A 24,410-nucleotide genomic window follows, 5' to 3' on the forward strand; every position below is an offset into this window, starting at 1 on the left:
TGCCACCAAATTCTACGAACCTAACAAAGTACTACTAATTCTTGCAGAAAAAAGTGCGGAAACGCCGCCGCGGAGACCAATCTGTGGAAAAGCCTGGGAGCCCAGACTTTTCCACAGGGCAGGTCAGAAAGAGATCGCCGGCAGCACCTGTACGTCCGAGGCGCGTACGAACGCGATGCGGTGGTTGTACTGGATCTCCACGTAGCGGGTGTGGCCGGTGACGACGGTGTGGTCGCCGGGATACGACGAGTCGATTGTCGGGGGCGTAGTAGTAATCCGTCGACACTCGCCACTCGCCGAGGGTGTAGCGCTGGCCGGCCGCGATCGTGTAGGCGAGGGCGTCGTCGGGCTGGACCGGTACGGGACTGCCGTTGTACGCGGCCGCTTCTGGATATGCCTTGCCGTAGACCGGGATGCTGGCCAGGCCGTGCCGCGGGGTGATTTCGAAGCCGGCCGACGAGTACGCCGTTGGGGTGCTGCGCGGGTTCAGGAACCAGGCTTTTTGGCCGAGGTACCAGATCGCGCTCCAGTCGCCGGACCGCCCCGCCGCCCACGAACTGCTGGCCGGCTTCGGCGCGGGCGCCCCAGTCGGCGATGTCGGTGGTCGCCGGCCCCGCGTGTAGGCCGACGTCGGTGACCAGCGGCGCGTCGGCGGATGGGGACGTACGCAAATAGACGAAATTGCTGCCCTGTGCCGCACACGGCGTGCCGCTGCCCGAGGTGTCACAGCCGGACACCGGCAGCTGCTGGGTGGCGAAGTTCGGCGCGATCGTCAGCAGGCCGCCGTGCCGGTCCTGACGCGGGGTGGCGTGCAGCAGGTCCAGGTAGTGGTTCCAGTCCCAGAACGGTCCCGGATCCCAGTGCATACCCCGAATTTTGTTGGTCGACAGGCCAGGAACGTTGCCGTGGCCGATAATGTGCTGACGGTCCAGCGGAATGTTGAAACGCTGAGCCAGATAACGCACCAGTTTCGCGGACTGGCGATACATCGCCTCGGTGTACCAGGTGGCCCCGGCGGCCGCGAAGCCCTCGTGCTCGATGCCGATCGAGTGGGTGTTCACGTACCAGTTTCCGGCGTGCCACGCGACATCCTTGGTCGGCACCATCTGAGTGATATGGCCGTCGCTGGAGCGCATCACGTAGTTCGAGGTGGCCTGGGCCGCCGGATTCTGGAACCAGCTGACCGTGCCGTTGTAATAGCCCTCTTGGTCGTGAATCACGATGTACTGGATTTTCGACGTCGACGGCCGGTTCGCGAGGTCGTAGTTTCCGTACGCCTCCTTGCTTGTCCCGGTCTGTTGGTACGCCGCCGGAATGAAGTCGCAGTCCAAAGTGGACGGACAATCCGGCTGGGTGGTGCCGGCCGCGGGAGCGCTCAGGTGCAGTGCCGCCAGCTGACCGGTGGCCGGCGAGACGCCCGGGGCGGCGGCGAGGGTGACCTGCTGGCCGTCCACGGTCTGCCGGCTCATGCCGGTACGGATGAGGTCGAAGACCTGGTCGGCGAATTCCTTCGCCCCGGCCGTCGTGGTGGCGCTGGAGTAGCGGCCCACCGCGCCGTACCAGTCGCCGGCCGTTCCCCGTCGCCGGTGCGTCGAGCGCGTGCTGATAACTGGCCAGCAGTGCGGCCGCGCCGGCGATGTTCGCGGTCGGGTCGGTCCGCAGCCGGTCCGCGCCGATGCCGGTCAGGCTGGCGGCCGTGGGGAGCGTGCGCAGGGCCGGCGCGTCGAGGCCGGCGCCCGACACGGGCGCGCGCGGCTGGGCCGGCCGGGCGGTTCGCGTCGCCGCGCGGGTCATCGCCGAAGTCGCCGGAGCCAGAGCCGGAGCCGGAGTTGGAGGCGGAACTGGAGCCGGAGCCGGAGGCGGCCGGCGCGTGGTCCACCACGTACCGCGCGTCGGTGAGGTTCATCGGCCCGTACCCACCGGACGAGCTGGGCGAGCCGGCGTGGTCGTCCCACCGCGACTCCAGGTACGAGACACCGAGCAGGACCGTTTCTGGTACGCCGTAGTGCTGAGCGGCCGCGGCGAAGGCCTGCTGCCGGTCGCCGGCAGCGGGCGGTGGTGCCGCCGAGACGGCTGGGATGCCAGCACGGTCGCGAGGGCGGCGACCGTCGCGGCGGCGAGGATCGGGCGGAGTCGGGGCATCGGAAAGCCTCCAGGACGGCAATAACTAACCGTTGACAAGGGCGTGAGCGAAAGGATCCTACTGGAGGGGTTGCCCGTTTCGACCAGTGATGGGCTGTTGTGTGGAAAACGTGTCCGAGGCCGGACGGGCACGCTTGCGCAGGTCGGGGCGGTAGTCGCCGGTGCGGCGGACAGTATCCTCGGAGCTAGCGGTCGTCCCGGCATAGTGGCCGGTCCCGCCTTTTTGATCGAAGGGTGCGTCGCGTCGTGCGCGTCTACGACTCTCTCGTCGACCTGGTGGGGAACACCCCGCTGGTCAGACTTTCCAGTGTCACCAGCGGAATCTCCGCGACCGTGCTGGCCAAAGTGGAGTATTTCAATCCCGGCGGCAGCGTGAAGGACCGGATCGCCCTGCGGATGATCGAGGCCGCGGAAGCATCCGGCGAACTCAAGCCCGCCCGGCGGCACCATCGTGGAGCCGACCAGTGGCAACACCGGGGTCGGGCTGGCCATCGTGGCCCAGCGCAAGGGTTACAAGTGCGTCTTCGTCTGCCCCGACAAGGTCAGCACCGACAAAATCAACGTCCTCCGGGCGTACGGAGCGGAGGTCGTGGTCGCCCCGACCGCGGTGGCGCCGGACAACCCGGAGTCGTATTACAACGTCTCCAACCGGCTGCTGCAGGAGATCCCGGACGCCTGGAAGCCCGACCAGTATTCCAACCCGGAAGGCCCCGAGTCGCACTACCGCTCCACCGGCCCGGAGATCTGGGACGACACCGATGGCAAGGTGACACATTTCGTCGCCGGCGTCGGCACCGGCGGCACGATCAGCGGCACCGGGCGCTATCTCAAGGAAATCTCCGATGGGCGCGTACGAGTGATTGGCGCCGACCCGGAGGGCTCGGTCTACTCCGGCGGCTCGGGCCGGCCCTATCTGGTGGAAGGCGTCGGCGAGGACTTCTGGCCGACCGCGTACGACCCGAAGGTGCCGGACCAGATCCTGCCGGTGTCGGACCGCGACTCGTTTCTGATGACCCGCCGGCTGGCCCGCGAGGAGGGCCTGCTGGTCGGCGGCTCATGCGGGATGGCCGTGGTCGCCGCGCTGGAAGTGGCCCGCAAGGCCGGTCCGGACGACGTGGTCGTGGTGCTGCTGCCCGATGGCGGCCGCGGCTACCTGTCCAAGATCTTCAACGACGACTGGATGGCCGACTACGGTTTTCTCGGCAGTGGCGCCGATGTCACGGTCGGGGACGTGCTGGCCCGCAAGAGCGGCAAGCTGCCTGAGCTCGTCCACGTACACCCCAATGAGACCGTACGGGAGGCGATCGACATTCTCCGCGAGTACGGGGTGTCGCAGCTGCCGGTGGTCAGCCAGGAGCCACCGGTGATGGCCGCCGAGGTGGTCGGGACGGTCGTCGAGCGAGATCTGCTGGACGCCTTGTTCAGCGGTCGGGCGCAGCTCGCCGACGGGCTGGAGAAGCACATGTCGGCCGCGCTGCCGATGATCGGAGTGGGGGAGCCGGTGCAGGCCGCGATCCACGCTCTGGAGAAGGCGGACGCCGCGCTGGTGCACGACGGCGGCCTGCCGACCAGCGTCCTGACGCGGCAGGACGTGCTCGGCTACCTCGTCCACGAATAGCACCTGACGGGACGAGATCTTGGTTAGTTGGCCCGCGCATAACAGAGTGTCTCTTCTGTACGGGCCAACTAACAACGAAAACCGCTATTAGGGCGTGTCTCCTAACCCCAGGCGGCGAGGGCCAAGCCCAAGCGTCGGCTGCCGGCACCGGGCGATCACCCCCATACAACAACGGTATGAAGGTGACCGCCCGGCACCGGCAGCCAACGCTTGGATCTCGACCCTCATCCACCTGGAGTTAGGAGACACGCCCTAGGCGGGCAGGCTGGTACGGCGGGTTTCCGGGTCGGCGGAGGTCAGGGCCAGCGCCATCCGTTCGCGCGTTGGCCTGGGCCTCGCGGGCGACCGGCTGGCGTGCGCGTTCGTACGAGCTGAAGGCCAGCGGGACGGGCAGGTGGGGCATGGTCAGCAGGTCGGCCAGCAGGGCCGCGTCCTCGATGCCGACGCCGGCGCCCTGACCCAGGGTCGGGCTCATGGCGTGCGCGGCGTCGCCGATGAGGGCGACGCGGTTGCGGACCCACTCGTCGGTTTCGACCTGATTGACGTTGACGTAGATGCCTTCGACCTCGGACGTCAAGCCCTCTCGTACGGTCTGCCAGGGCCCGATCGCGTCCGGGAACAGATCGGCGATCTGCGGTGCCGTCAGTTCGCGGCGGTTGTCCGGCTCACCGGGCAGGAAGACCATGATGTGCAGGTCGCCGTCCGGGGGGTGTTGAAGCCCAGCAGCGCGCCCGGGCCGGTACGGATGCCGGTGTAGTCGATTTTTTCGCTGTTGGGAATGCGAAACCTGGTGATCGCGACGCCGGTGTAGGTGGGGCGCGGGCCGCCCAGGACCTCCGTACGGGTCCACGAGTCGATGCCGTCGGCGCCGATGACGGCGTCGAAGACCTGCTCGTCGCCGTTGTCGAACCGGACGAGTACGTCGTCGCCGCGGTCGTCGACCTCGACTGGTTTCACGCCCGTACGAACAAGGTCGCGGACCGGCGCCAACATGGCCTGTTGCAGGCCCGTACGACTGAAGACCGAGTTCAGGACGCCGGTCCTGCAGCGGATGTGGCCGCCATCGGCGTCGATGAGGTAACTGCGTTCGGTGCGGTGGTGCGGCCAGGTGGGCGCATCGTCGAAACCGAGCAGCTTCAGCGCCGCGTAATGCCGGGCGGACAGCGTGATCGCGAGGCCGACGGCGGTCAGTTCGGCGGCCTCCTCGACGACGACCGCTTCGACGCGCCGCGCCGGCGCAGGCCGGTCGCGAGCGCGAGGCCGGCGATGCCGGCGCCGATGATGAGGATGCGCTTGCCGGTCATGAGGGGGAGTCCTTCCGCGCGGAAGTCACGGTCATTCCGCCGTCGATGGTGAAAACCTGTCCGGTGACCCAGCTCGCGGCCGGATCGATGAGCCGGTGGATCCAGTCGGCCACCTCGGCCGGGTCGCCGAGCCGGCCCAGCGGCAGCAGGGCCGCTTCGCGCTTCTTGATGTCCGCGAGCTGGCCCGCCGGGGCCAGCCGCTCTAACAGACCGGAGTCGGTCGGGCCCGGAGCCACCGCGTTGACCCGGATTCCGCGGTCCGCGAGCTCGCTGGCCCAGCTCCTGGTCAGGTAGTCGAGGGCGGCTTTGGAAGCGCCGTAGAAAACCGCTGGCGAGGCTCGGCAGTTGGCCGAGTGCGCTGGAGACGTTCACGATCGACCCGCCAGTCTTGGCCAGGTGGGGAATGCTGGCGGTCACCAGCCGGGCCGGCCCGATCAGGTTGATGGCGAGCATTTCGGTGATCGCCTCGAAATCGGTCTCCTCGGTCGGCATTCGTACGTGCATGCCGGCGTTGTTGACCAGGGCGTCCAGCCGGCCGTACGCGCTGATCGCGAAGTCGACCGAGACGGTCGCCCGGTCCGCGAACGCGAGGTCCGAGGTGATCGAGCGGATGTTCGGGTTCTGGTCGGCGACCTCCCACAGGGTGTCTTCCTGGCGTCCGGTCACCACCACCCGCCACCCTTCGCGCGCGAGCAGCAGGGCGGTTGCCCGGCCGATGCCGGAGCCGCCGCCGGTGACCAGTACGACCGGGGAGTCGTCGTTCGCGATGCTCATGCGGTCGCCGCCAGTTCGGCCGGCGCGATCGAGCTGAGCTGGATCGGCAGCGCGTGCAGTCCGCGCATCAGTGGACTGATCCGCCATTGCAGCTCTTTTGGTTCCACGGCAAGGGAAATCTCGGAGGATCGGCGCAGTAGCGTGTCGAACGCGAGTTGGCCTTCCAGTCGGGCCAGTGGCGCGCCCAAGCAGTAGTGCAGGCCCTGTCCGAAGGCCAGGTGCTGGTTGCCGTTTCGTGTACGTTCAAGTCGTCCGCCTCGCTGACCAGCGCCGGGTCGTGGTTGGCCGAGCCGAGCGCGAGCAGCAGGCCCTCACCGGCGGCGATCCGTACGCCGGCGATGGTCAGGTCCTCGCTCGCGTATCGGATGGTCGCGTGCGACACCGGGCTGTCGTAGCGGAGCAGTTCCTCCACCGCGTCCGGCGTACGCGCCGGGTCCGACCGCAGCAGTTCCAGCTGGTCGGGGTGCTGGATCAGCGCCAGCAGGCCGTTGCCGAGCAGGTTGACGGTGGTCTCGTGGCCGGCGATGAGCAGCAACATGAGCGTGCTGAGCAGCTCCTGCTCGGACAGTACGTCCTTGCCGTTCTGGATCACCGTGGTCGTGACGTCGTCCGCCGGATGGTCGCGCTTGGTCCGCACCAAACCGCCCATGTACTGGATCAGCTGGGCCACCGCGGCCGGCCGGGTGGTCACCGACTCCTCGTCAGTGTTGAAGATTTTCGGTGTCCACTCGCGGAAAAGCCGCCAGTCGTCGGCCGGGATGCCGAGCATCTGGCAGATCACCGTGATCGGCAGCGGCACCGCGAACCGCTCGATGAAGTCGATCGTCTCGCCGGCCGGCAGGTGGTCGATCAGGTCGTCGGCAATGGCCTGGACGGCGATCCGCAGGCTCTGGATCCGCTTTCGGGTGAACAGGCCGCTGACCACCCGCCGCAACCGCGTGTGGTCGGGCGGATCGGTGTTCAGCAGCGTACGGATGCCGAACTGATATTGCGGCGGCTGTTCCAGGTGCAGGGGGGCGTCGTGCAGTGCGGCGACCACGTCGTCGTGCCGGCTGACCAGCCACAACTCGGCGGGGCCAGGGGTGCCGGGCGGGGTCTTGATCCGCTCCACCGGTGCGTCCGCGCGGAGGTTCGCGTATCGCGCGTACCTGTCAGCTCCGAACACTGGGTCGATGTTCATCCCAACCTCTCCAAGGACGTAATACTACGGTTGTAGTGATACGTTGACACTATGCCCGTAGTGGTTAAGCGTCAAGAGAGTGTGTCCGAGAGGGCAGTCTGACGCGGCCGTGTCAAGTGATCGCCCATTTGGCGTCCGTGAGGCCCGCTATGGGCAGCCTGACGGAAAGATTGACACGGTGATGGTAATGTTCGGCCATGACAGATCTGAAGGCGTTTATCGCCGGCCTACCGAAGGTTGAGCTGCACGTACACCACGTCGGGTCGGCCTCGCCGCGAGCGGTCTCCGCGCTCGCCGCCCGCCACGAAGGCACCACCGCGGTGCCGGCTGACCCGCGCCGCGCTCGCCGACTACTTCACGTTCAGCGACTTCGCGCATTTCATCGAGGTCTACCAGAGCGTGGTCGCGCTGATCCGCACCACCGAGGACCTGCACCTGCTGACGTACGAGGTGGCGCGCGACCTCGCCGCGCAGCAGGTCCGTTATGTCGAGCTGCAGGTCACGCCGTACACGCACTTCCTCGCCGGCATCGCGACCCAGGACCTGTGTGCGGTCATCGAGGACGTACGAGCCATCGCCGCCCGCGAGTTCGGCGTTCAGATGCGGTGGATTTTCGATATCCCCGGCGAATACGGCATCCCGAGCGCGGATGTCACGCTGGCGGCGGCGCTGGGGCAGCGGCCGGACGGGCTGCTGGGGTTTGGGCTCGGCGGGCCGGAGATCGGGCATCCGCGGGGCACCTTCCAGTCGTACTTCGACCAGGCCATCGCGGCCGGCCTGCACTCGGTGCCGCACGCCGGTGAGTCGACCGGGCCGCAGACGATCTGGGACGCGCTGACGTTGCTGCGTGCCGAGCGGATCGGGCACGGCACGCACTGCATGGAGGACCCGAAGCTGGTCGAGCATCTCGCCGAGCGGCAGATCCCGCTGGAGGTGTCGCCGACCTCGAACGTGTGCACCCGGGTGGTCGAGTCGTACGCCCAGCACCCGCTGCCGCGGATGGTCGAGGCCGGCCTGCTGGTCACCATCAACTCGGACGACCCACCGATGTTCGCACCACGCTCACTCATGAGTACGAGGTGGCCGCCGACCTGCTTTCGCTCGACGCGGCCGGCGTCGCGGCCCTGGCCAAAAACGCGGTGTCCGCGTCTTTCGCCGATGTGTCAACGAAAAACCAGCTGACCGCGGAGATCGACAACTACCTGTCGAGCACTGCGACCAATTCACCGGACCCGACCGGCACCAGCGTCGAATAGCAGTTCGGGGCGTCCGCCAGCAGCTTCGCGAGCGGGGCGATCTCGTCCGGGTGCGAGGTCGCGTTGTCCGCGACCAGCAGCCCACCCGGGCGGATCACCCGCAGCGGATGCGGCCACCAGCGCGGATATTCGGTCCGCTCGGCGTCCAGGAAAAGCAGGTCGACCGAGTCGTCCGGGAGGTCGGCGAGAAACTGTCCGCCGTCGGCGATTTTCAGGTCCACCCGGTCGGCGAGGCCGGCGGCGGCGATGTTCGCGGCCGCGTCGGCCTGGGTGACCGGGTCGGTGTCCACTGTGGTCACCCGACCGCCGACCGCCGACCGCGGCACACGCGTCCGCCAGCCAGATCGTCGAATAACCATTGGACGTACCAATTTCCAGCACTCGCGGCGCCGGGATCGCCCGGATCAGGGTGATCAGAAAAAAGCCGCCGCGCCCGGATCGACATTCCGCCGCCGCTTCAGCCGATCCGGCTCCTTGCCGTCCCATGCGCGACCTTCGTCGTACAACTTGTTCAGCAGCTGCCTGCGCGCGTCGTCCATGCGCTTCATCTTCCCGCCGCTTTTGTACGCCGCTCCCACTCTGTGAGATTTCTCCGTGCTCATGCCAATGGGCCCGTTGACTGCCCCCCTCAAAATGCAGTCAACGAGCCCATTGGCAACACGGTTACGGGAGGACTTTTTCCAGCGCGGTCAAGGCGAACTCCAGCTCGTCCGCGGAAATCGTCAGCGCCGGCCGGAACCGGATCGCCCGCTCGCCGCTGGGCAGCGCCAGCACGTGCTCGTCGTTGCGCAGCCGGGTCAGCACGTCGTCCCGTACGTCCGCGTTCTCCAGGTCGAACGCGACCATCAGCCCAAGACCGCGGACATTGCTGATCGGGTGCGTCTGGGCGAGCTCGCGCAGCCCGGCCAGGAACTGCTCACCGCGCTGCGCGGCCTGCTCGATCACGCCGTCCTGCTCGATGATCTCCAGGTAGCGCCGGGAGCGGACCATGTCCACCAGCCCGCCGCCCCAGGTGGAGTTGATCCGGCCGCTGACGGTGAAGACGTTTTCCGCGACCTCGTCCACTCGCCGGCCGGCCATCACGCCGCCGACCTGGACCTTCTTCGAGAAGGCGACGATGTCCGGCTCCAGGCCGAAGTGCTGGTATGCCCACGGCTTGCCGGTCGTACCGACGCCGGTCTGCACCTCGTCCAGAACGAAGAGCGCGTCGTAGTCATGGCACAGGTCCTGCATCGCCAACAGGAACTCGGCGCGCATGTGGTTGTCGCCGCCCTCGCCCTGGATCGGCTCGGCGATGAAGCACGCGATGTCGTGCGGGTTGGCCTCGAAAGCCGCCTTGGCCTGCGCGAGCGCCTGCTTCTCGGCCGCCCTCGACCGCGGCCAGCGCCTCGTCGGTGACCGGGAAGGTCAGCGCCGGCACGTCGATCCGCGGCCAGTCGAACTGCGGGTAGCGGGCGGTTTTGCCGGGATCGGTGTTGGTCAGCGACATGGTGTAGCCCGTACGCCCATGGAAGGCGTGCTTGAGGTGCATGACCTTGCTGCCCAGCTCCGGCGAGCGGCCGGCGGCCTCGTTGCGTCGGCTCTTCCAGTCGAAGGCGACCTTCAGCGCGTTCTCCACCGCGAGCGCGCCGCCCTCGACGAAGAACAGGTGCGGCAGCGCCGGGTCGCCCAGCACCCGTACGAACGTCTCGACGAACTCGGCGAGATGGGTGGTGTAGATGTCCGGGTTGGCCGGTTTGTTCGCGGCGATCTCGGCCAGCAGGCCCATGAACTCCGGGTCCTCGACGACGCCCGGTACGTTCAGACCCAGCGGCGCGGACGCGAAGAACGTGTACATGTCCAGGTAGCGCTCGTCGGTCCGGGCGTCGACGATCCACGAGCCCTGGCTCGCCCGGGTGTCCAGCACCAGTTTGAAGCCGTCGGTCAGCAGATGTTCGGCCAACTTGTCGTGTACGTCGGCGGGTGCGATGGCCGTACCAATGGTTGCCGTCATGATTGAAAATTTCCCCCCATCCGGGCGAGTGTCCGCAAGAATTCCTTTCAGAGGGTACGTCTTAAGCAACATCCGTCGCCAGGGGAGAGGGCTGGCCACAATGGATCAAGGAAACCTTGCAGCCGTACGCGCCGAGAATCCAGACAAAACCGGCACAAATTTCATGATCGACAAAAGGTCGTCCGGCTGGCGCCGGCGCCACGGTCAGCTGTTGAGGCTCTGCCAGGAGTCGTTGTGGCGAAGCACCCAGGACCGCAGGTGCGGATAGCCGCGGACCGACACCGGCCGGCGGGAGCGCAGCGAATACGTGTCGTTCTGCTGCTGCAGCAGGGTGGATAGCTCCCGGTCCACCAGCACGGTGCCCGGGCGGGCCACCGAGGTGAGCCGGCTGGCCAGGTTGACGACGGAGCCGAAGACGTCGCCGAAGCGATGCAGCACGCTCCCGTACGCGAGGCCGATCCGCAGCGGGGGAAGGCCGTCCTGCTCGCGTGCGGGGTCGGTCAGCCGGAGCGCGATCTCGGCGGCGTCGGCCGGGCTCTCAGCGACGAAGAGCACCTCGTCGCCGAGGGTTTTGACGATGCGGCCGCGGTTCTCGGTGACCGCGAGCGCCGCATCGGTCTCGAAATCCTCCAGCAGGGTGGCCAGCTCGGCCTTCCCGATCCGCCGGGTCATCGACGTGAAGCCGACGATGTCCGCGAAGCCAACCGCCATCTCGCTGGTGGCCAGGTCGTCGCCGGTCTCCATAAGTGCACGGCCGATCGCCGCTGTGAGCTGGCGCCGCCAGACGTACGACTGCAGCCGTTCGACGACCGGGATGATGAGTTCCTCGACCAGCGCCACACCTGCGGCCACATCGTTGCCGCGCTGGTCCATAAGACCGCGGAAAAGCTGCACCTGCCAGTCTGCGAGCCGCGAGAAGGCCTGCGCGATGGCGCGCGCCAGCGTGGTCTCATCGCTCCCCGGGATCAGGTCGCCGTCGATCAGCGAGTCCCAGAGCTTCAGCGCCATCACGTCGCTGTCGGTGAAAACCACCGGGTCGTCGCCGACGTTCGCGAAACCCATCGCGGTCCACAGCCGCTTCGCGCGCTCCAGCGGCACGTCGGCGGCCGCGGCGACCTGGTTCCGGGAGTAGCGGTGCGGGCCGCCCAGCAGGACCTGCTCGAGCACCGCGATCGCGTCGGCGCCGGTCTCCAGCTCGCCGGTCCCCATCAGGTGGTGTGGACGATCAGCACATCGCACTCGGCGCGGTGGGTGACCGCCAACGGCACCGAGCCCAGGATCCGGCCGGCGAGGGTGTTGAGGCCACGGTTCCCCACTATCAGCAGGTCCGCGTGGTGCTTGCGGGCCGCCGCGCTCAGCGACTTCACCGGCTCGCCGCGGACCGCGATCGTCTCGATGGCCAGCGCACCGGCCGCTTTCGCCCGGTCCGCGGCCGTCCGTAACGTGTCCTCGGCGGGCGTCGATCCGACGATCTGGTAAGCGTCGTCGTCGCCGAGCACGTCCTGCGCCCGGTCCACGTCGCGCGGCTCGGACGGCACGTACGCGCAGACGATGACCAGCTTGGCGCCCTTGCCGGCGCGAGCGATCTCGCCGGCCCGGTCGACCGCCTTCAACGACGTCTCGGAGCCATCGGTGCCCACCACAATGGTCTGGTATGCGCTCATTCGGCTGCACCCCTTCGGCCACGGCAAAGGATCAGGGTCCGTACCTTACCGCCGAGTACGTTCGCCGGCCCGCCGACCTCGTGCCAGCCGATATTGGCTTGTCAGCGGGCTTAGCGTGGAGGCATGTCCGGTCGTGAGCTGAGTCGGCGTTTCTACCATCCATCGATCGTCGGTCCGCTGCTGGCTCGTACGCCACACGCGGCCGCGCTCCTGGGCGACGGCTCGGAGGTGCTCGGTTTCGACGACGTGGTATCGACCGATCACGATTTCGGGCCTCGCGCGCAGATTTTCCTGCCCACGGAGGTGGATCCCGACCCTGTCGAGAAGGCATTGACCGCGTTGCCGGCGGTTTTCGAAGGCATGCCGGTCGCGTACGTCGACATCGACCGGCACGGCGGCGAGCCGCCGCACCAGGTGGAGGTGACCACCGCGCCGGCCTTCTTCACCGCCCGTCTCGGGTTCGACCCGGTCGACGCATTGACGTTGGCCAACTGGCTGCTGTCCCCGACCCAGCGACTGGCGACCCTCGTCGACGGCGTTGTTTTCCATGACCCGCTGGAAATCTTGACTGCTCGGCAGTCGAAGCTGCGGTGGTATCCGGACGACGTGTGGCGGTACGTGCTGGCAGCTCAGTGGCTGCGGGTCGGCCAGCAGGAGGCGTTCGTCGGCCGTACCGGTGGGGTCGGTGACGACCTGGGCAGCGCGATCGTCGCGGCTCGGGTCGTACGCGACCTGGTTTTGTTGGCATTTCTCATCGAGCGCCGGTGGGCGCCCTACAGCAAGTGGCTGGGAACCGCGTTTTCGCTCCTACCGCTGGCGAAAACCGTCGGACCGCCGTTGAGAGACGCTTTGCATGCTGAGAACTGGCGAGATCGTGAGGCCGCCGTCTGCGCCGCCGCCAGCCTGCTCGCCGCCGCCACGAACCGCCTCGGCCTCGCCACCGAGATCGACCCGGCGCCCCGCCAGTTCCACGACCGGGACGTACGGGTGCTCGACGCCGAACGCTTCACCGAGACGCTGACCAGCGCGATCACCGATCCGGAAGTGCTCGCGCTGCTTGCTCGGCTGGGCCGTCGATCGGACGGCACGGTCGGCTCCCTGTCCGGCTCCATCGACCAAGCCGTCGACAGCACCGACGTACTCATGCACCTCCCCGCTGTCGAGCCCTCGCTCCGGCACTGGGCCTCTGAACGCCCTGCGCTCCCCTCGGCGTCGGCGTCATGCGGCCCATTTCCGACTATTTCTTCCTCGGTCGAGCATCGGCGTAAGAACATCCCGGACCGCCGGGATATGCAGGCGTGCCAATGCGCTCTTGTCAACGAGGTACCTCGTCATCCCCACAGACGTTCCTCCGCGCCAGGTTCCAGGAGAGCGTCGAAGGCGCCGCTCTCGGCCAGTGACACCAGATCTTGCCCGGCGGCTCGCCTGATGACCTGACGAATCGCGGCATCGATCGTGTCACGGATAGTTTCGGTGCAGAAGATCTGTTTCGCCTGCCCAAGCCTATCCATATTGATATCCACGCTGGTCTTGATCATCTGCGTCCCTCCTGCTCGGACCCCAACGCCCGCTTTGGGCATCGGCGAAGCCTCACTAGAACGGTGGTGGTGGGTATTCGTCGTTGGGGGTTACGTCGTACGTTCGTCCGGTGGGGCTGGTCCAGAGGAATCGGCCTGGTGTTGGTTGGGTGACGGTCCAGCCGTGTTCTTTGATGTCGTTGTGGAATTTGCATGCTGGTCCGGTGCTGTCGTACGCGGTTTTGCCTTCCGGGTCGCGGAAGGGGGGGGGGGTGGTGTGGTCGAATTCGCAGGTCGCCGCCGGCCGGTTGCAGGCGGGTCCGCAGCATCGTTGGTCTCGGGCGTTGACCAGGTCGCGTAGCGCTTTGGTGGGGCGGTAGCGTGTACGGCCGTGGTCGATCACGACACCGCTGACGGGGTCGGTGAGGATTCGGTACCATTCGCTGTTTTCGTCGCCGGCGAGTTCGCGGGCGCGTTGCGCGGTCATCGGCCCGTATCCACTCAGGATCGCGGGGTTGTTGTCCAGGCCCATCAGGGTGGTGGCGTCGACGCGGAGTTCGATTTTGGTGCGTACGTTGCTGGGCACGCCCAGGCACAGATCGGTCAACGCATCCGCTCGCAAAGCGTCCACGTCCGAGTCTCGTCTTTGGTTTTGAGGCTGCGGGCGATGGTGTCGATGATGCGGTAGATCGCCTCCGCGGACTCGGCGGGCAGGAACGCGCCGAGCAGAGCCATGCCGTCTTCGCAGGGCTGCTTTTCTACTCGCCTCTCGGAGACCAGCTTCTTGCGGCGGGCCTCGGCGGCGGCTGGGTCGATTTTGATGACCTCCCTGCGGGCCCTGTCCCGGATCGATCGAGGTGTCTTGGAGTCGGCGCCGGGTAGGACCTATTCTTCGACTTTCCGTGCGTCTTCGGGTGAGAGGTGGCCGACCTGGTCCGCGAACGTGAACGCCTTACGCAGGTCAAGGTCACCGTGAGACATCCCAGCCATGGTGCCCGGCAGCTCATGGACCAGTTGGTACGCCAAATTCAACCGCTTCTGGGCCGCTGACAGGCTCCAGGTCAGTGATGCGGCGATTTCACCGGCCGCGTATTTGGAGAAGGGTGCACCGACGGCGGGTCGGGCGTTGGTGAAAGCGGTCCATGAACCGCATCTGCATCGCCTGCGTATACGAAATCACCTTATCCAGCGCCTCGACCGCGGCCAGCGCGGTATCAGCGTCGGCCCGGCCGTACCGGTCGAGTTCCTCCAGCATCTGCAGAGGAACCCAGCTGGGCGGCATGGTGCGCCACGGCTGCTTGTTCGGGTCGGTGAATTCCGGTCGCCTTCATTTTCTGCTCATAACCCCCGATTTTTTACCGGCTGTCGCCGACGGTCTGGTCGCCGATTTCGTTTCTGTGGATAAGAAACAGGTCACCGGAATGTCCTTGTGGATCATGCTTCTATCCAGCCATTCCCAGGAAACGCTACCGCTTACTGGATGTGAACGCGGTCCAGCGGTCGACGGCTGCTTCCAAGCTCATCGCCGCAACCTGCTCGCGTGGGACGCGGGCCGTGTGGACCAGGCGGTCAGCGAGCCAGTCCGGCACTGGTTCACCTGCTGTCTCCTGCTTGACGGCGGTGAGGTCGCCGGCGGACAGGCGGCCGAGTCGCTCGATGACCTCGGCCAGTGGGAGGAACTCCGGCCGGTCACTCGCCGCGCGGACTCTGGTGGTGGCCTCTGCATAGATCTCCGCGTCCGCGGTGGCGCCGACAGCCCAGACTTCGCAGATCTCTACCCGTTTCTCCGCGGTGATGCGATAGACGATCCGCCATGTGTTTCTGCCGACTACCAGCTTGCGATAGCCGGTCAGCTCGCCGCCCAGTGGATGCCCTGTCTCCGGATTGTCCTGCAGTAGCAGAACTTTCTTGAGGATCTTTGGTACGGCTCCAGGTCCAATATGACGAAGATCGTCGATTGCCGCGTCCGTAAAGGAAATTTCGGCCATCGGTTACTGCTCTTCAGGCAGGCTCGCTAGCGACTCGCGAGTCTGCCCGAAGGCCGCAAGCACGTCGTCAAAGGAGGTCCGCCGACCTGAGTCTGTACCCATCCGCGCCAAGACCAGGGCAAGATCGCGCAGGTCGGAAGCGGCTTCCTCCAGGTCGCGAAGACGACCGATGCTGACGACCACGGCAACCGGCTCATGCCGCCGGGTCACGACCAGGTCTGTGCCCCCTTCGGCATCGGCCACCAGGCCCGCCACTCCTCGCTGAGCTGCTTCGGTGACACTCAGCTCATGCATGTCATGCAGGATGGCCATAGCCAAACTATACAGATGTCTGTACAGAATCTCTAGGCGGACGCTAGCTCTCCAGCTTGGCTACACCGATGGGGCAGGACAGGCCGTTGGGGCCGTGGTTGCAGTAGCCGTTGGGAACCTTGTCCAGATACTGCTGGTGGTAGTCCTCGGCGTAGTAAAACGTGTCCAGCGGCTTGATTTCGGTGGTGATTTGGCCGTGGCCGCTCGCGGTGACGATCGGCTGGAACGCGTCCAGGGTGACCTTGGCGACCTTTTCCTGCTCGGGGGGGTGGTGGTGTAGATCCCGGAGCGATATTGGCTGCCGACGTCGTTGCCCTGCCGGTTGCCCTGCGTCGGGGTGGTTCTCGAAGAACGCCTTCAGCAGTTGCTCGTACGACACCCTGGCGGGGTCATAGACGACCTGGACCGCTTCGGTGTGGCCCGTACGGCCGGAGCAGGTTTCCTCGTACGTCGGGTTAGGTGTGTAGCCACCGGCATATCCGACGGAGGTCGAGTAGACCCCCGGCATCTGCCAGAAAATCCTTTCGGCTCCCCAGAAACAGCCCATCCCGAAGACGGCGACCTGGAGGCCTTCCGGCCATGGGCCGGTCAACGGGGTGCCGAGCACGGTGTGGCGCTCGGGCGCGACTATGGGTTCCGGCCGGCCGGGCAGTGCGTCGGCGGGCTCGACCATGGTGCTGCGGCGAAATCCGAACATCTGTTTTTCCTCCTAGCGGACCCATACTGGTCAACCACGGCCCGGCCCCAATGATTCCGTACGAGCGCCACCCGCACACCTGGGCGGCGGCTCAGACCAGGCCGGTGGCCGGTGCGACAGACGGCGCGCGTGGGCGCGCGCCCATGCCGCTCGCGGCGGCGGCCAGCCGGTCGACGGCGGTGACGGTGTCTTCGGCATTCAGTGTGTACGGGAGTCGTAGGCGGGTCTCGAAGGCACCATCGACGCCAAAGCGCGGGCCGGCGGCGAGTTGCAGGCCGTAGCGGCCGGCGGTCAGCGCCAGCATCGACGAGACCGGCGCGGCCAGGTCGATCCACAGGTTCAAACCGCCCGGCGGATGCGGTACGGACCAGCCCGGGAACCGCTCGCGTACCAGCGCGGTCAGTTGGTCGCGACGGTCGGCAAGCTCTTTGTTGCGGCGCGGCAGGATGTCGTCGGCCTGTTCCAGCAGCTCCACGGTGATCAGCTGCTCCAGCACCGGGCTCGCGAGGTCGGTGCCGGCTCGTACCACCGCCAGCCGGTGCAGCAGCTCGGACTGGCCGCGGATCCAGCCGACCCGCAACCCACCCCAGAAGGTCTTGCTGGTGGATCCGAGATGGACGAGATTTTCCTGTACGGACAACGGAAGTCCGGCGCCGACCGGGGGCGGCGCGGGATGCTCCAGGCCAAGCTCGACCATCGACTCGTCGATCAGCAGCAGGGTCTGGCGGCGGTGCGCCAGCCGGGCCAAGCGGATCCGCTGCTCGGCGTCCATGCAGAGACCGGTTGGGTTGTGGAAGTCCGGGATGAAGTAGGCCAATCGGGGCGCGGTCTGGGCCACTGTGGCCTCCACCAGGTCCAGGTCCCAGCCCAGCGCGGTGAGCGCGACCGGCACCGCCCGGCAGCTCACCTGCCGGATCGCGTCGAAGATCGCCGGGTAGGCGGGATGCTCGACCACGATCCGGTCACCGGCCGCCACGAACGCCGCCAGCACCAGCGAGATGCCGTGCTGCGCGCCGGCGCAGACCATGATCTGGTCTGCCCGGGTGGGCAGCCCGCGGCGGGTGTAGCGGTCGGCGATGGCGCCGCGCAGCATCTCGATGCCGTTGCCGTAATAGCCGTGCGCCGGCAGGAATTCGGGCAGCCGGGCGACCGCGGCTTGGACGGCTGGATAGAGGTCGCCGGTAGGCGCTCCGGGCGCCGCGTGCGCCATGTCGATAAAGGTGTCAGCGACGCTGCCGCCGTACGGCGTGAGAGACCACGACGGAGTGACCTGCCGGGGCCGCGCCGGCAACTCCACCCAACTGCCGGCGCCGCGCTTGCTCGCGATGAAACCGGACTCACGCAGCGCGTCGTACGCGGTGGTGACCGTGCCGCGGCTGAGCCCGAGCGTGGTGGCCAACTCCCGCTCGGCGGGCAGGCGGGTACGCAGCGGCAGCCGGCCGTCCAACACCAGCACCTGGACGCGGTCGGCGAGCTGCCGGTGCGCCGGGCCGTCGCCCCGATGCCACCACTCGCCGAGCACCTTGCTCAGCATGATCCCGGTCACCATCAGACCACTGTCGCACAGGTGGCCCAAGATTTGCAGGCCACTTTCTGCCCACAATGATCGACATGCTGCCATCCGACCACCGGACCCGCCGGTTCGTTCAGCTCTTCGTCGGTCTCGCGCTCTACGGACTGAGCTCCGCCCTGATGATCCGGGCGCAGCTTGGCCTGGATCCCTGGGACGTGTTCCATCAGGGCCTGGTCGAGCACACCGGGCTCAGTTTCGGGGTGATCACGATCATTGTCGGCGCGGTGGTGATGCTGGGCTGGATCCCGCTTCGGCAGTGGCCCGGCATCGGCACCCTCTGCAACGTGGTGCTGGTCGGGGTGTCCGTCGACGTGTCGCTGGCGCTGCTGCCGGCCCCGTCCGGGCTGCCGGCGAGGATCGCCTTCCTGGCCGGCGGGATCGTGCTCTGCGGGTTCGCCACCGGTTGCTATGTCGGCGCCGGCCTCGGCCCGGGACCGCGGGACGGCCTGATGACCGGGCTGGTCGCGCGTACTGGCGGCTCGATCCGGCTGGTGCGTACGGGCATCGAGATCGCGGTGCTCGCGGTCGGCTTCCTGCTCGGCGGCTCGGTGGGAGTGGGCACGCTCGCGTACGCGCTGGCCATCGGCCCGCTGGTGCATTTCTTCCTGCCACTGATGAAGATCACCGCACCCGAGCCGGCACCTGAGCATGTCGCGTCGTAGCCTTCACGTCATGACCGATGGCGTTCAGGGTTTTGAGACGTTGGCGATTCACGCTGGTCAGGACGCCGATCCTGCGACCGGCGCGGTGATCACGCCCATCCACCAGACCTCCACTTACCGGCAGCCCACGGTGGGGGAGCTGCCCGGTGGGTACGACTACAGCCGGGCCGGCAACCCGACTCGTACGGCGCTGGAGGAGTGCCTGGCCGCCCTCGAAGGGGGCGTGCGCGGACTCGCCTTCGCGTCCGGAATGGCCGCCACCGACACCTTGTTGCGTACGGTCTGCAAACCCGGCGACCACATCGTCATTCCCAACGACGCGTACGGCGGCACGTACAGACTGATTGCCCGCGTGCTGGACCGCTGGGGCCTGGAGTTCACCGCGGTCCCACTGTCCGATGTGGACGGCGTACGGGCTGCGCTTCGCCCGAACACCAAGCTCATCTGGTGCGAGACACCGACCAACCCGCTGCTCGGGATCGCGGACGTGACCGCGCTCGCTGGGATCGCGCGGGAGGCCGGTGTGCAACTGGTCGTGGACAACACTTTCGCTTCGCCTTATCTGCAGCAGCCGCTGATCCTCGGCGCGGACGTTGTCGTGCATTCGACGACGAAATACGTCGGCGGGCATTCCGACGTGGTCGGCGGGGCGATCATCGTGAGGAATGCGCAGCTGGGCGAGGACCTGGCATTCCACCAGAAGTCGATGGGCGCGATCTCTGGGCCTTTCGACTCCTGGCTTGCGTTGCGAGGTTTGAAAACTCTGGCCGTACGAATGGAACGCCACTGCGACAACGCGGAAAGCATCGTCGAGCTGCTCTCCAACCACTCGGCGGCGGCGGAGATTTTCTATCCAGGGCTGGAAAGTCACCCGGGTCATGAGATCGCCGCGAAACAGATGCGCCGGTACGGCGGAATGGTGAGTTTCCGGGTCAAGGGCGGCCAGCAAGCCGCTGTCCAGGTCTGCAACCGGGCGAAGTTGTTCACCCTGGCCGAATCTCTCGGTGGCGTGGAGTCGTTGATCGAGCACCCCGGCCTGATGACGCATGCCAGCGTGGCCGGCTCGGAACTGCAGGTCCCCGACGACCTGATCCGCCTGTCGGTGGGGATCGAGAGCGTCGAGGACCTGCGCGCGGACCTTTTGCAGGCGCTGGGCTAATTTCCCAGGTCTGGTTGGGCGATTCCGGGCTGTGCCGTCGGATCGCTACCGGTTGGCGGCGGGTCGCTGGGTGGCCCACCAGGCGATGCGGCCGCTGACGGTTGGGCGGATGCGCTGGGGGACGGGTCGGCGGATGGCGAGTCTGACGGCGCCGGGTTGGCCTCGTTGGGAGTACCGAACTGCACCAGGCTGAGCACGAATGTACCCCAGTGGCTGCCCGATGGCGGCGTGTCGGTGCCGCTGTCTACCGTCTGGTATCCGATCGCTAGCTGTCCTGTCGTAGAGGGCGAGGCGTCGGGCAGGTACGCCCAGATGACGACGCCTTTCTGAACGCCAGCGAAGTGCTTGCCGTGCATCGGAGTGCCCTGCGGAACGGCCGGCTGAATGGCCTTCTGATCCGCATGCAAGGCGGCCGACGCGTAGGCAGGATCGCCGCTGCTGACACCGATCATCAACGTCCCGTGGCTGGTATGGACCATGGTGGTCGCCGGTAGATGGATGGCTTGTACCGGTACCGTTCCGACTACGTGAGAGGCCGATTTTCTTTGATCCAAAGCCACCCATGCCTGTACGGGAGATGTCGTGGACGATTTGTTCTGCCCCAGCCGGAAAGTTTTGGGCCGGATGAAGGCCATCAGAAAGCTGCAAACTCACGTCGGCCTTCGGGTTATCCAAGGTCGGCAGTTTGCTGACCACCATCGTGATCGTGTCGCCGCGTTCGGTCTTGAAAGTCAACGGCTGGGTCTTCGTCCGCAGAGACAGGTCCGGTGTTTGGAAAGCTATCGGAGTGGAATCCCGGCTGAGAAGGAAGGGGGAGGGGCTTTCCGGCGTCTGGGCCACGTTGGTGGCTGGGGTGGCGACGGTGGCGGCGGTCTGCGCTGATGCGCCGAGGGCGACCACCGCGAGGCCGGCCACTCCGGCGGCGCCGGCGGCCATCCGGCGGCGGTGCCGGCGAAGGGCGCCGGAGGTGACGCTGGCCGCGTCGATGACGGACGTCGGCTCGTCGTCGACGGCCTGGTGTAGGGAACTACGGAATTCCTCGATGCTGTTCATGACTGTGCCTCCACGGGCCGGGCCATGCGGGCCTCGTTCAGTTCAGGGGTGATTCGCAGCTTCCGGAAGGCCCGCGCGGCCGTACTTTTGACCGTACCGTTGGCAATTCCGAGCACCGCGGCGATGGCTTCCTCGGACAGGTCGTCGTAGTAGCGAAGGACGATCACCGAGCGCTCTCGTCGGTGAGCGTCGCGAGCGCGCGAAAGACCGTGTCCCGCTGCGCGTGGTCCTCGGTGGTGTCTGCCGCGACGGCATGCTCCGGCACGTCCGCGGTGGTGCGCTCCCGCCACGGCTTTCGGCGCCACCAGTTGTGATGGGCGTTGACCAGCACTCGGCGGACGTACCCGTACGGATCGTCGGCCCGGATCCGGTGCCAGCGCAGGTAAGCCTTCTCCAACGCGGTCTGGACAAGGTCCTCTGCCTGGGCCCGATCGCCGGTCAGCAGCTCGGCCGTACGCAGCAGCCTGGTGGCCGCCGAGCCGACGAACGCCGAGAAATCGTCTCCCGCCGGCCCGCTGTCCGGGCCGGGGGTCAGCATCTGATCTCCTTCATACCTTCCATGACGGGTCTGTGGCGGCTGCAGGTTCTGTCCGTCGGCCGTCGATGCGAGGATCATCGCACCGGCGTCGACGACTGGGTAGGAGACAGCACATGGGTTCGCACGGCGAGGGGCCGGCGACTACCGAGGCAGATCCGGCCGATCCGGAGGGTCATCCGGACGTACGCACGGCTATGCCGCCGCCGAAGTGGGGCGGGCCGGACGCGCAATACACCGACGCGCTGCCGGAGATCCCCAAGGCCAAACCCAAGTCGTCCAGGTCCGCTCGGGCGCGGCACCGGCGCGCGGAGGCGGCGGCTCGGAACGGCTCGCCGGCCGCTGGTGGCGAGGCTGCTCCGGAGGCCGACGGCAAGCGTTCGTACGTGCCGGCCGAGGCGGAGGCCGGTGCTGCCGAGGCCAGCGGTCCGGTGCACCAGATGGGTCCGCTGCCGGTGGTGCCGGTGTCACCGCCAGCGCCGAACGGGCGGCCCGTACTCGATGGTCACCCGCCGATCCAGCACCCCACTCGGCCGATACCGACGAAGGTCTCCGCTGGTCAGGTGGCCGGTCCGCCGGTACGGGTGGCGCTGTCAGCGCCCGATCCGTGGTGGCCCGCCTCGCCCGACATGGCGGCGGTGTTGGTCGGCTGGGTGCGCTGCTGGCCGGTCCGCCGGTTGTCGGTTGGCGGGCTGATCGCCACGCTCGGGGCGATCGTGCTGGTGATCGGGTCGTTCGCGCCCTTCGTGGCGTACGGCGGGCCGGCGGCGACACTTCGGCGGCTGCCGGATTCCTATCCGGCGTGGAGCATGCGTACGTTCATGTTCCCGCTGTCGGTGCTGCCGGTGATCCTCGCCGTGGTGGTGGTTCTGATGATGGTGGCCGGCGTCCGCCGGGCGAGCGGGACCGTGCCGCTGCCGCTCGGATCGCGGCAGGTGATGGTCGTGGCGGCGTTCGGAGCGTTGCTGATCCTGTCCGGCTACGCGGTGTCCGCGAAGGCGGTCGTCTTCGACCCGGCGGTCTTCGCGCCGGCAGCCGCCGGCCTGTCGCTCAGTTTCGGCGGCGGCGGCCTCACCATGTGGCTCGCGCGGCGTTGGTGATGACCGCCGGCGCGCTGCTGCACCTGATGGGCGCCGGGCCGGAGCTGGGCCCCCGGCGAACTGAAAATTCCGCTGACCGAATTGAGTCGCCCCCGAATTTCACGATCCGCTGGTGGGCCGACAGTTTCGGCGACCAGCGACCAGCGACGGCCGACCAGCGACCAGCGACCGCTGACCAGCGGCTAGCGACCGCCGATCGCCGACCAGCGGCTAGCGAGTGGTCGGCAACAGGGTTGCTTCGGCGACCGCTGGACGGCCGACCACCGGCGACTCAGGCGCCGAAGGGTTGGGTGACCATCAAGATGGTGATCACCAGGAACAGCAGCGACGACGCGACGCCGGCCGAGGCGGTGGCCCGGCCGCGTACCGAATCGAGCTTTCCCTTTGTCTGTAGATCCATGGCGCGCGCGGTGACATTGCTTTCCTTGTCGAAGTCCTTATGGCCGGTGCCGTCGTCCACCTGCCGGCCGGCCTCCATCAGGGTGACGGCGTGTCGGAGGGCTGGTACGAGCACCAGCAGGATGATCGCGAAGGCGACCACGTAAAGCGTCATGGAGATGGTCAGCCACGCGGTGCCGAAGGTGACCTTCGTGCTGGCCGTGATCACCGCGGCGCCCAGCCGAAAAAACCAGCAGGGACAGCAGGCAGTAGAGGAAAGTCTGCCGCGCCGAGGTGCGGACGGTGTCGATGTCGCCGGTCCGGATGCCACGCAAGCCGTTCATCGGGACCAGCACCAGCGGGCCGATCAGGAAGACAGCGGCGATCATGTGCAGTGTCAGCAGGAATACGCGCATGGGCAGACTTTAGGACCTCACCCATGTGCGGGGCACGGCGAGCCGCGTGGAAGCGGCGTATCCACCGTTCGTCCGTACTTTCCGGCCTAGTACTACAGGGCTGCTCAAGCGGCGATAGCCGAGCCCAAACGCCGCCTGACGGCACGGCGAAACCGCCCACGTGGCGCTGCCACGCCAGGCGGCCCCCGCCGCACCGCCAGACGACGCTTGGATCTCGACTCTCATCCGCATGAGCAGCCCTGTAGTACTAGATCCCTGACGTTTGTCAGTTCCCCGCGACCGGTCTGGTGTGGTTGTCTTCGGTCGGGATCCTTCGGTAGCGGGGAGCGACGGTCGCGCCCGACTGTCTCGTGTGACGGGGGTGCCCGTCGCTCCCTGTGCCCGGACGGTGCACAAAAGTCTGCCCGCAGAGCCGCCCTCCGGGTACGGTACGCCAGCCGCCGAGCCACGATGCTTGCCTTCGTGCGTGATCAACCAGGAATGCGAGCCGTCCGGCCGCCGGCCTTCGCCGACGGACCGGTGCCGCGCCCCTGGCTGCCGTGGGCGATGGCCGGAGCGGCCGCTGGATGTGTCACCGGTTTCTTCGTCTTCGTGCTGTCCGCGCAGGCCCTGGCGGACAAGCCGGGGCTGTTCGCCGTCGTCTTGGCAGCCTTCCTGGTGATGGTCGCCGGCCTGATCGCGGTGCTTGCCCTCGGCGCATCTTTTTCATCACCGAGGCGCCGCTGCAGGTGCGTACGCCTCCGACTATCCAGGGAGCACTACAAGTGGCACTGCGTCCCGGCCGTTCAGGCCGTCCCGGACCGATGCCGCCGGCGGTCGGCGCGCAGTGGGTCGCCCCGCTGGCCCGCGCGGTGGCCGGCACGATGGCCGCCGGCAGCAGCCGGCTGATGGTGCTGGCCGCTCGCGACCGGCTGATTCACGGCGTACCCGTCTTCACCTTCCGCTGGACCATGACCGGATCGGACAACCCCACCGCGGTCCGCGCCAACCAGCGGGCCGCCTTTCGGGCGGTCCGGGTCCGGCTGGCCCAGCCGACCCGGCCGCAGCGGATCGGGCCGGTGCTGCTGATCCCCGGGTCGATACGGCCCG

The 24,410-nt window shown here is 67.4% G+C and carries 25 protein-coding genes and 5 pseudogenes; 7 read left to right on the top strand and 23 right to left on the bottom strand.

Translation table 11 applies throughout. From position 1 onward, the window contains the following. Positions 1-20: 20 nt before the first annotated feature. Together GNX96_RS15685 and GNX96_RS52150 are read right to left on the bottom strand one after the other, a co-directional pair. Complete coding sequence (locus tag GNX96_RS15685; RefSeq protein ID WP_279580466.1) at positions 21-1,550, bottom strand: N-acetylmuramoyl-L-alanine amidase; 1,530 nt, start codon at positions 1,548-1,550, stop codon at positions 21-23. Beyond that, a complete protein-coding gene (locus GNX96_RS52150; RefSeq protein ID WP_279580467.1) occupies positions 1,466-2,164 on the bottom strand; it encodes a hypothetical protein in 699 nt (232 codons plus the stop codon). The genes GNX96_RS15685 and GNX96_RS52150 overlap by 85 nt, the downstream gene beginning before the upstream one ends. Positions 2,165-2,388: 224 nt before the next feature. On the opposite strand from GNX96_RS52150, the pseudogene GNX96_RS15690 reads away from it, so the two are divergent. Continuing rightward, positions 2,389-3,760: pseudogene (locus GNX96_RS15690) on the top strand (cystathionine beta-synthase). A gap of 238 nt (positions 3,761-3,998) precedes the next feature. Here GNX96_RS15690 and GNX96_RS15695 read toward each other — a convergent pair. From GNX96_RS15695 to GNX96_RS15715, 5 genes and pseudogenes are all read right to left on the bottom strand, one after another. Continuing rightward, complete coding sequence (locus GNX96_RS15695; protein WP_163568656.1) at positions 3,999-4,445, bottom strand: FAD-dependent oxidoreductase; 447 nt, start codon at positions 4,443-4,445, stop codon at positions 3,999-4,001. Further along, entirely contained in the window at positions 4,403-4,753 is a 351-nt protein-coding gene (locus tag GNX96_RS15700) for a Rossmann-fold NAD(P)-binding domain-containing protein (RefSeq protein ID WP_163568657.1), read from the bottom strand. Before GNX96_RS15700 ends, GNX96_RS15695 begins: the two co-directional genes overlap by 43 nt. A gap of 194 nt (positions 4,754-4,947) precedes the next feature. Then, positions 4,948-5,838: an SDR family oxidoreductase gene (locus tag GNX96_RS67240; RefSeq protein ID WP_279580468.1), complete on the bottom strand. Its 891-nt coding sequence runs from the start codon at positions 5,836-5,838 to the stop codon at positions 4,948-4,950. After that, positions 5,835-6,026, bottom strand: coding sequence for a hypothetical protein (locus GNX96_RS63650; RefSeq protein WP_390624019.1), 192 nt, complete (start codon positions 6,024-6,026; stop codon positions 5,835-5,837). The genes GNX96_RS67240 and GNX96_RS63650 overlap by 4 nt, the downstream gene beginning before the upstream one ends. 89 nt (positions 6,027-6,115) lie before the next feature. Continuing rightward, a pseudogene (locus tag GNX96_RS15715) lies at positions 6,116-7,018 on the bottom strand (cytochrome P450); the annotation flags it as partial. A 399-nt stretch (positions 7,019-7,417) separates the two neighbouring features. Here GNX96_RS15715 and add point away from each other — a divergent pair. Beyond that, positions 7,418-8,274, top strand: a pseudogene (gene add, locus GNX96_RS15720) (adenosine deaminase). Here the strand turns inward: add and GNX96_RS15725 are convergent. The 5 genes and pseudogenes from GNX96_RS15725 to GNX96_RS15740 all read right to left on the bottom strand — a co-directional run bounded on the left by GNX96_RS15725 (position 8,217) and on the right by GNX96_RS15740 (position 11,931). After that, positions 8,217-8,573: an O-methyltransferase gene (locus GNX96_RS15725; protein ID WP_390624029.1), complete on the bottom strand. Its 357-nt coding sequence runs from the start codon at positions 8,571-8,573 to the stop codon at positions 8,217-8,219. The pseudogene add and the gene GNX96_RS15725 sit on opposite strands and share 58 nt — an antisense overlap. A gap of 114 nt (positions 8,574-8,687) precedes the next feature. Continuing rightward, positions 8,688-8,813 carry a hypothetical protein gene (locus GNX96_RS52155; protein ID WP_279580471.1) on the bottom strand — a complete coding sequence of 42 codons (126 nt, stop codon included), beginning with the start codon at positions 8,811-8,813 and terminating at the stop codon, positions 8,688-8,690. Positions 8,814-8,937: 124 nt separating this feature from the next. Then, positions 8,938-10,267 (bottom strand): annotated as a pseudogene (gene lat / locus GNX96_RS15730) (L-lysine 6-transaminase). A 204-nt stretch (positions 10,268-10,471) separates the two neighbouring features. Then, positions 10,472-11,476 carry an adenylate/guanylate cyclase domain-containing protein gene (locus GNX96_RS15735; RefSeq protein WP_163568659.1) on the bottom strand — a complete coding sequence of 335 codons (1,005 nt, stop codon included), beginning with the start codon at positions 11,474-11,476 and terminating at the stop codon, positions 10,472-10,474. Continuing rightward, positions 11,476-11,931: a universal stress protein gene (locus GNX96_RS15740; RefSeq protein WP_163568660.1), complete on the bottom strand. Its 456-nt coding sequence runs from the start codon at positions 11,929-11,931 to the stop codon at positions 11,476-11,478. Before GNX96_RS15740 ends, GNX96_RS15735 begins: the two co-directional genes overlap by 1 nt. A 123-nt stretch (positions 11,932-12,054) precedes the next feature. Here GNX96_RS15740 and GNX96_RS15745 point away from each other — a divergent pair, with 123 nt between their 5' ends. Then, entirely contained in the window at positions 12,055-13,368 is a 1,314-nt protein-coding gene (locus GNX96_RS15745; protein WP_279580472.1) for a DUF4037 domain-containing protein, read from the top strand. A gap of 156 nt (positions 13,369-13,524) precedes the next feature. Here the strand turns inward: GNX96_RS15745 and GNX96_RS15755 are convergent, their stop codons facing one another. The 7 genes and pseudogenes from GNX96_RS15755 to yczR form a co-directional block, all read right to left on the bottom strand. Then, positions 13,525-14,079: a DUF222 domain-containing protein gene (locus GNX96_RS15755; protein WP_390624020.1), complete on the bottom strand. Its 555-nt coding sequence runs from the start codon at positions 14,077-14,079 to the stop codon at positions 13,525-13,527. Further along, positions 14,052-14,480 (bottom strand): annotated as a pseudogene (locus GNX96_RS52160) (DUF222 domain-containing protein). The gene GNX96_RS15755 and the pseudogene GNX96_RS52160 overlap by 28 nt, the downstream one beginning before the upstream one ends. A 46-nt stretch (positions 14,481-14,526) precedes the next feature. Further along, a complete protein-coding gene (locus GNX96_RS15765; RefSeq protein ID WP_279580473.1) occupies positions 14,527-14,703 on the bottom strand; it encodes a hypothetical protein in 177 nt (58 codons plus the stop codon). Positions 14,704-14,914: 211 nt separating this feature from the next. After that, positions 14,915-15,436: a type II toxin-antitoxin system RelE family toxin gene (locus GNX96_RS15770; protein ID WP_163568663.1), complete on the bottom strand. Its 522-nt coding sequence runs from the start codon at positions 15,434-15,436 to the stop codon at positions 14,915-14,917. A 3-nt stretch (positions 15,437-15,439) separates the two neighbouring features. Further along, the gene (locus GNX96_RS15775) at positions 15,440-15,730 is read right to left on the bottom strand and encodes a type II toxin-antitoxin system Phd/YefM family antitoxin (RefSeq protein WP_279580474.1); all 291 of its coding nucleotides are present in this window, start codon (positions 15,728-15,730) and stop codon (positions 15,440-15,442) included. Positions 15,731-15,791: 61 nt separating this feature from the next. Continuing rightward, complete coding sequence (gene msrA / locus GNX96_RS15780; protein ID WP_279580475.1) at positions 15,792-16,445, bottom strand: peptide-methionine (S)-S-oxide reductase MsrA; 654 nt, start codon at positions 16,443-16,445, stop codon at positions 15,792-15,794. 91 nt (positions 16,446-16,536) lie between these two features. Next, positions 16,537-17,994: a MocR-like transcription factor YczR gene (yczR, locus tag GNX96_RS15785; protein WP_163568665.1), complete on the bottom strand. Its 1,458-nt coding sequence runs from the start codon at positions 17,992-17,994 to the stop codon at positions 16,537-16,539. A 62-nt stretch (positions 17,995-18,056) separates the two neighbouring features. Here yczR and yczE point away from each other — a divergent pair, with 62 nt between their 5' ends. Then, on the top strand, positions 18,057-18,680 hold the full coding sequence (gene yczE, locus GNX96_RS15790) for a membrane protein YczE (RefSeq protein WP_279580476.1): 624 nt from the start codon (positions 18,057-18,059) through the stop codon (positions 18,678-18,680). A gap of 10 nt (positions 18,681-18,690) precedes the next feature. Then, positions 18,691-19,839: a cystathionine gamma-synthase gene (locus tag GNX96_RS15795; RefSeq protein WP_163568667.1), complete on the top strand. Its 1,149-nt coding sequence runs from the start codon at positions 18,691-18,693 to the stop codon at positions 19,837-19,839. On the opposite strand, the gene GNX96_RS15800 is transcribed toward GNX96_RS15795, so the two are convergent. From GNX96_RS15800 to GNX96_RS15805, 3 genes are all read right to left on the bottom strand, one after another. Continuing rightward, positions 19,836-20,291 carry a hypothetical protein gene (locus GNX96_RS15800; RefSeq protein ID WP_279580477.1) on the bottom strand — a complete coding sequence of 152 codons (456 nt, stop codon included), beginning with the start codon at positions 20,289-20,291 and terminating at the stop codon, positions 19,836-19,838. The genes GNX96_RS15795 and GNX96_RS15800 overlap by 4 nt on opposite strands. 597 nt (positions 20,292-20,888) lie before the next feature. Continuing rightward, complete coding sequence (locus GNX96_RS52165) at positions 20,889-21,059, bottom strand: sigma factor-like helix-turn-helix DNA-binding protein (protein ID WP_279580478.1); 171 nt, start codon at positions 21,057-21,059, stop codon at positions 20,889-20,891. Next, the gene (locus GNX96_RS15805; RefSeq protein ID WP_279580479.1) at positions 21,056-21,430 is read right to left on the bottom strand and encodes a sigma factor; all 375 of its coding nucleotides are present in this window, start codon (positions 21,428-21,430) and stop codon (positions 21,056-21,058) included. The genes GNX96_RS52165 and GNX96_RS15805 overlap by 4 nt, the downstream gene beginning before the upstream one ends. Before the next feature lie 113 nt (positions 21,431-21,543). Between GNX96_RS15805 and GNX96_RS15810 the strand changes: the two genes are divergently transcribed. Further along, on the top strand, positions 21,544-22,527 hold the full coding sequence (locus GNX96_RS15810) for a hypothetical protein (protein WP_163568669.1): 984 nt from the start codon (positions 21,544-21,546) through the stop codon (positions 22,525-22,527). Between the two features lie 271 nt (positions 22,528-22,798). On the opposite strand, the gene GNX96_RS15815 is transcribed toward GNX96_RS15810, so the two are convergent. Continuing rightward, positions 22,799-23,134: a hypothetical protein gene (locus tag GNX96_RS15815; RefSeq protein ID WP_279580480.1), complete on the bottom strand. Its 336-nt coding sequence runs from the start codon at positions 23,132-23,134 to the stop codon at positions 22,799-22,801. A 637-nt stretch (positions 23,135-23,771) separates the two neighbouring features. Between GNX96_RS15815 and GNX96_RS15820 the strand changes: the two genes are divergently transcribed. Beyond that, a complete protein-coding gene (locus tag GNX96_RS15820) occupies positions 23,772-24,209 on the top strand; it encodes a hypothetical protein (RefSeq protein WP_279580481.1) in 438 nt (145 codons plus the stop codon). Positions 24,210-24,410 lie beyond the last annotated feature (201 nt).

This window comes from Fodinicola feengrottensis (assembly GCF_010993775.1).
GTDB classification, from domain to species: Bacteria; Actinomycetota; Actinomycetes; order Mycobacteriales; family HKI-0501; genus Fodinicola; species Fodinicola feengrottensis.

What these genes read in the sequence shown, in the direction of transcription:
- GNX96_RS15695 (WP_163568656.1), bottom strand. Translation starts at nt 4,445, where the DNA reads ATGGTCTTCCTGCCCGGTGAGCCGGACAACCGCCGCGAACTGACGGCA.
- GNX96_RS15700 (WP_163568657.1), bottom strand. Translation starts at nt 4,753, where the DNA reads ATGTTGGCGCCGGTCCGCGACCTTGTTCGTACGGGCGTGAAACCAGTC.
- GNX96_RS67240 (WP_279580468.1), bottom strand. Translation starts at nt 5,838, where the DNA reads ATGAGCATCGCGAACGACGACTCCCCGGTCGTACTGGTCACCGGCGGC.
- GNX96_RS52155 (WP_279580471.1), bottom strand. Translation starts at nt 8,813, where the DNA reads ATGGACGACGCGCGCAGGCAGCTGCTGAACAAGTTGTACGACGAAGGT.
- GNX96_RS15735 (WP_163568659.1), bottom strand. Translation starts at nt 11,476, where the DNA reads ATGGGGACCGGCGAGCTGGAGACCGGCGCCGACGCGATCGCGGTGCTC.
- GNX96_RS15740 (WP_163568660.1), bottom strand. Translation starts at nt 11,931, where the DNA reads ATGAGCGCATACCAGACCATTGTGGTGGGCACCGATGGCTCCGAGACG.
- GNX96_RS15745 (WP_279580472.1), top strand. Translation starts at nt 12,055, where the DNA reads ATGTCCGGTCGTGAGCTGAGTCGGCGTTTCTACCATCCATCGATCGTC.
- GNX96_RS15765 (WP_279580473.1), bottom strand. Translation starts at nt 14,703, where the DNA reads ATGCTGGAGGAACTCGACCGGTACGGCCGGGCCGACGCTGATACCGCG.
- GNX96_RS15770 (WP_163568663.1), bottom strand. Translation starts at nt 15,436, where the DNA reads ATGGCCGAAATTTCCTTTACGGACGCGGCAATCGACGATCTTCGTCAT.
- GNX96_RS15775 (WP_279580474.1), bottom strand. Translation starts at nt 15,730, where the DNA reads ATGCATGAGCTGAGTGTCACCGAAGCAGCTCAGCGAGGAGTGGCGGGC.
- msrA (WP_279580475.1), bottom strand. Translation starts at nt 16,445, where the DNA reads ATGTTCGGATTTCGCCGCAGCACCATGGTCGAGCCCGCCGACGCACTG.
- yczR (WP_163568665.1), bottom strand. Translation starts at nt 17,994, where the DNA reads ATGGTGACCGGGATCATGCTGAGCAAGGTGCTCGGCGAGTGGTGGCAT.
- yczE (WP_279580476.1), top strand. Translation starts at nt 18,057, where the DNA reads ATGCTGCCATCCGACCACCGGACCCGCCGGTTCGTTCAGCTCTTCGTC.
- GNX96_RS15795 (WP_163568667.1), top strand. Translation starts at nt 18,691, where the DNA reads ATGACCGATGGCGTTCAGGGTTTTGAGACGTTGGCGATTCACGCTGGT.
- GNX96_RS15800 (WP_279580477.1), bottom strand. Translation starts at nt 20,291, where the DNA reads ATGATCGGTGTCAGCAGCGGCGATCCTGCCTACGCGTCGGCCGCCTTG.
- GNX96_RS15805 (WP_279580479.1), bottom strand. Translation starts at nt 21,430, where the DNA reads ATGCTGACCCCCGGCCCGGACAGCGGGCCGGCGGGAGACGATTTCTCG.
- GNX96_RS15810 (WP_163568669.1), top strand. Translation starts at nt 21,544, where the DNA reads ATGGGTTCGCACGGCGAGGGGCCGGCGACTACCGAGGCAGATCCGGCC.
- GNX96_RS15820 (WP_279580481.1), top strand. Translation starts at nt 23,772, where the DNA reads ATGCTTGCCTTCGTGCGTGATCAACCAGGAATGCGAGCCGTCCGGCCG.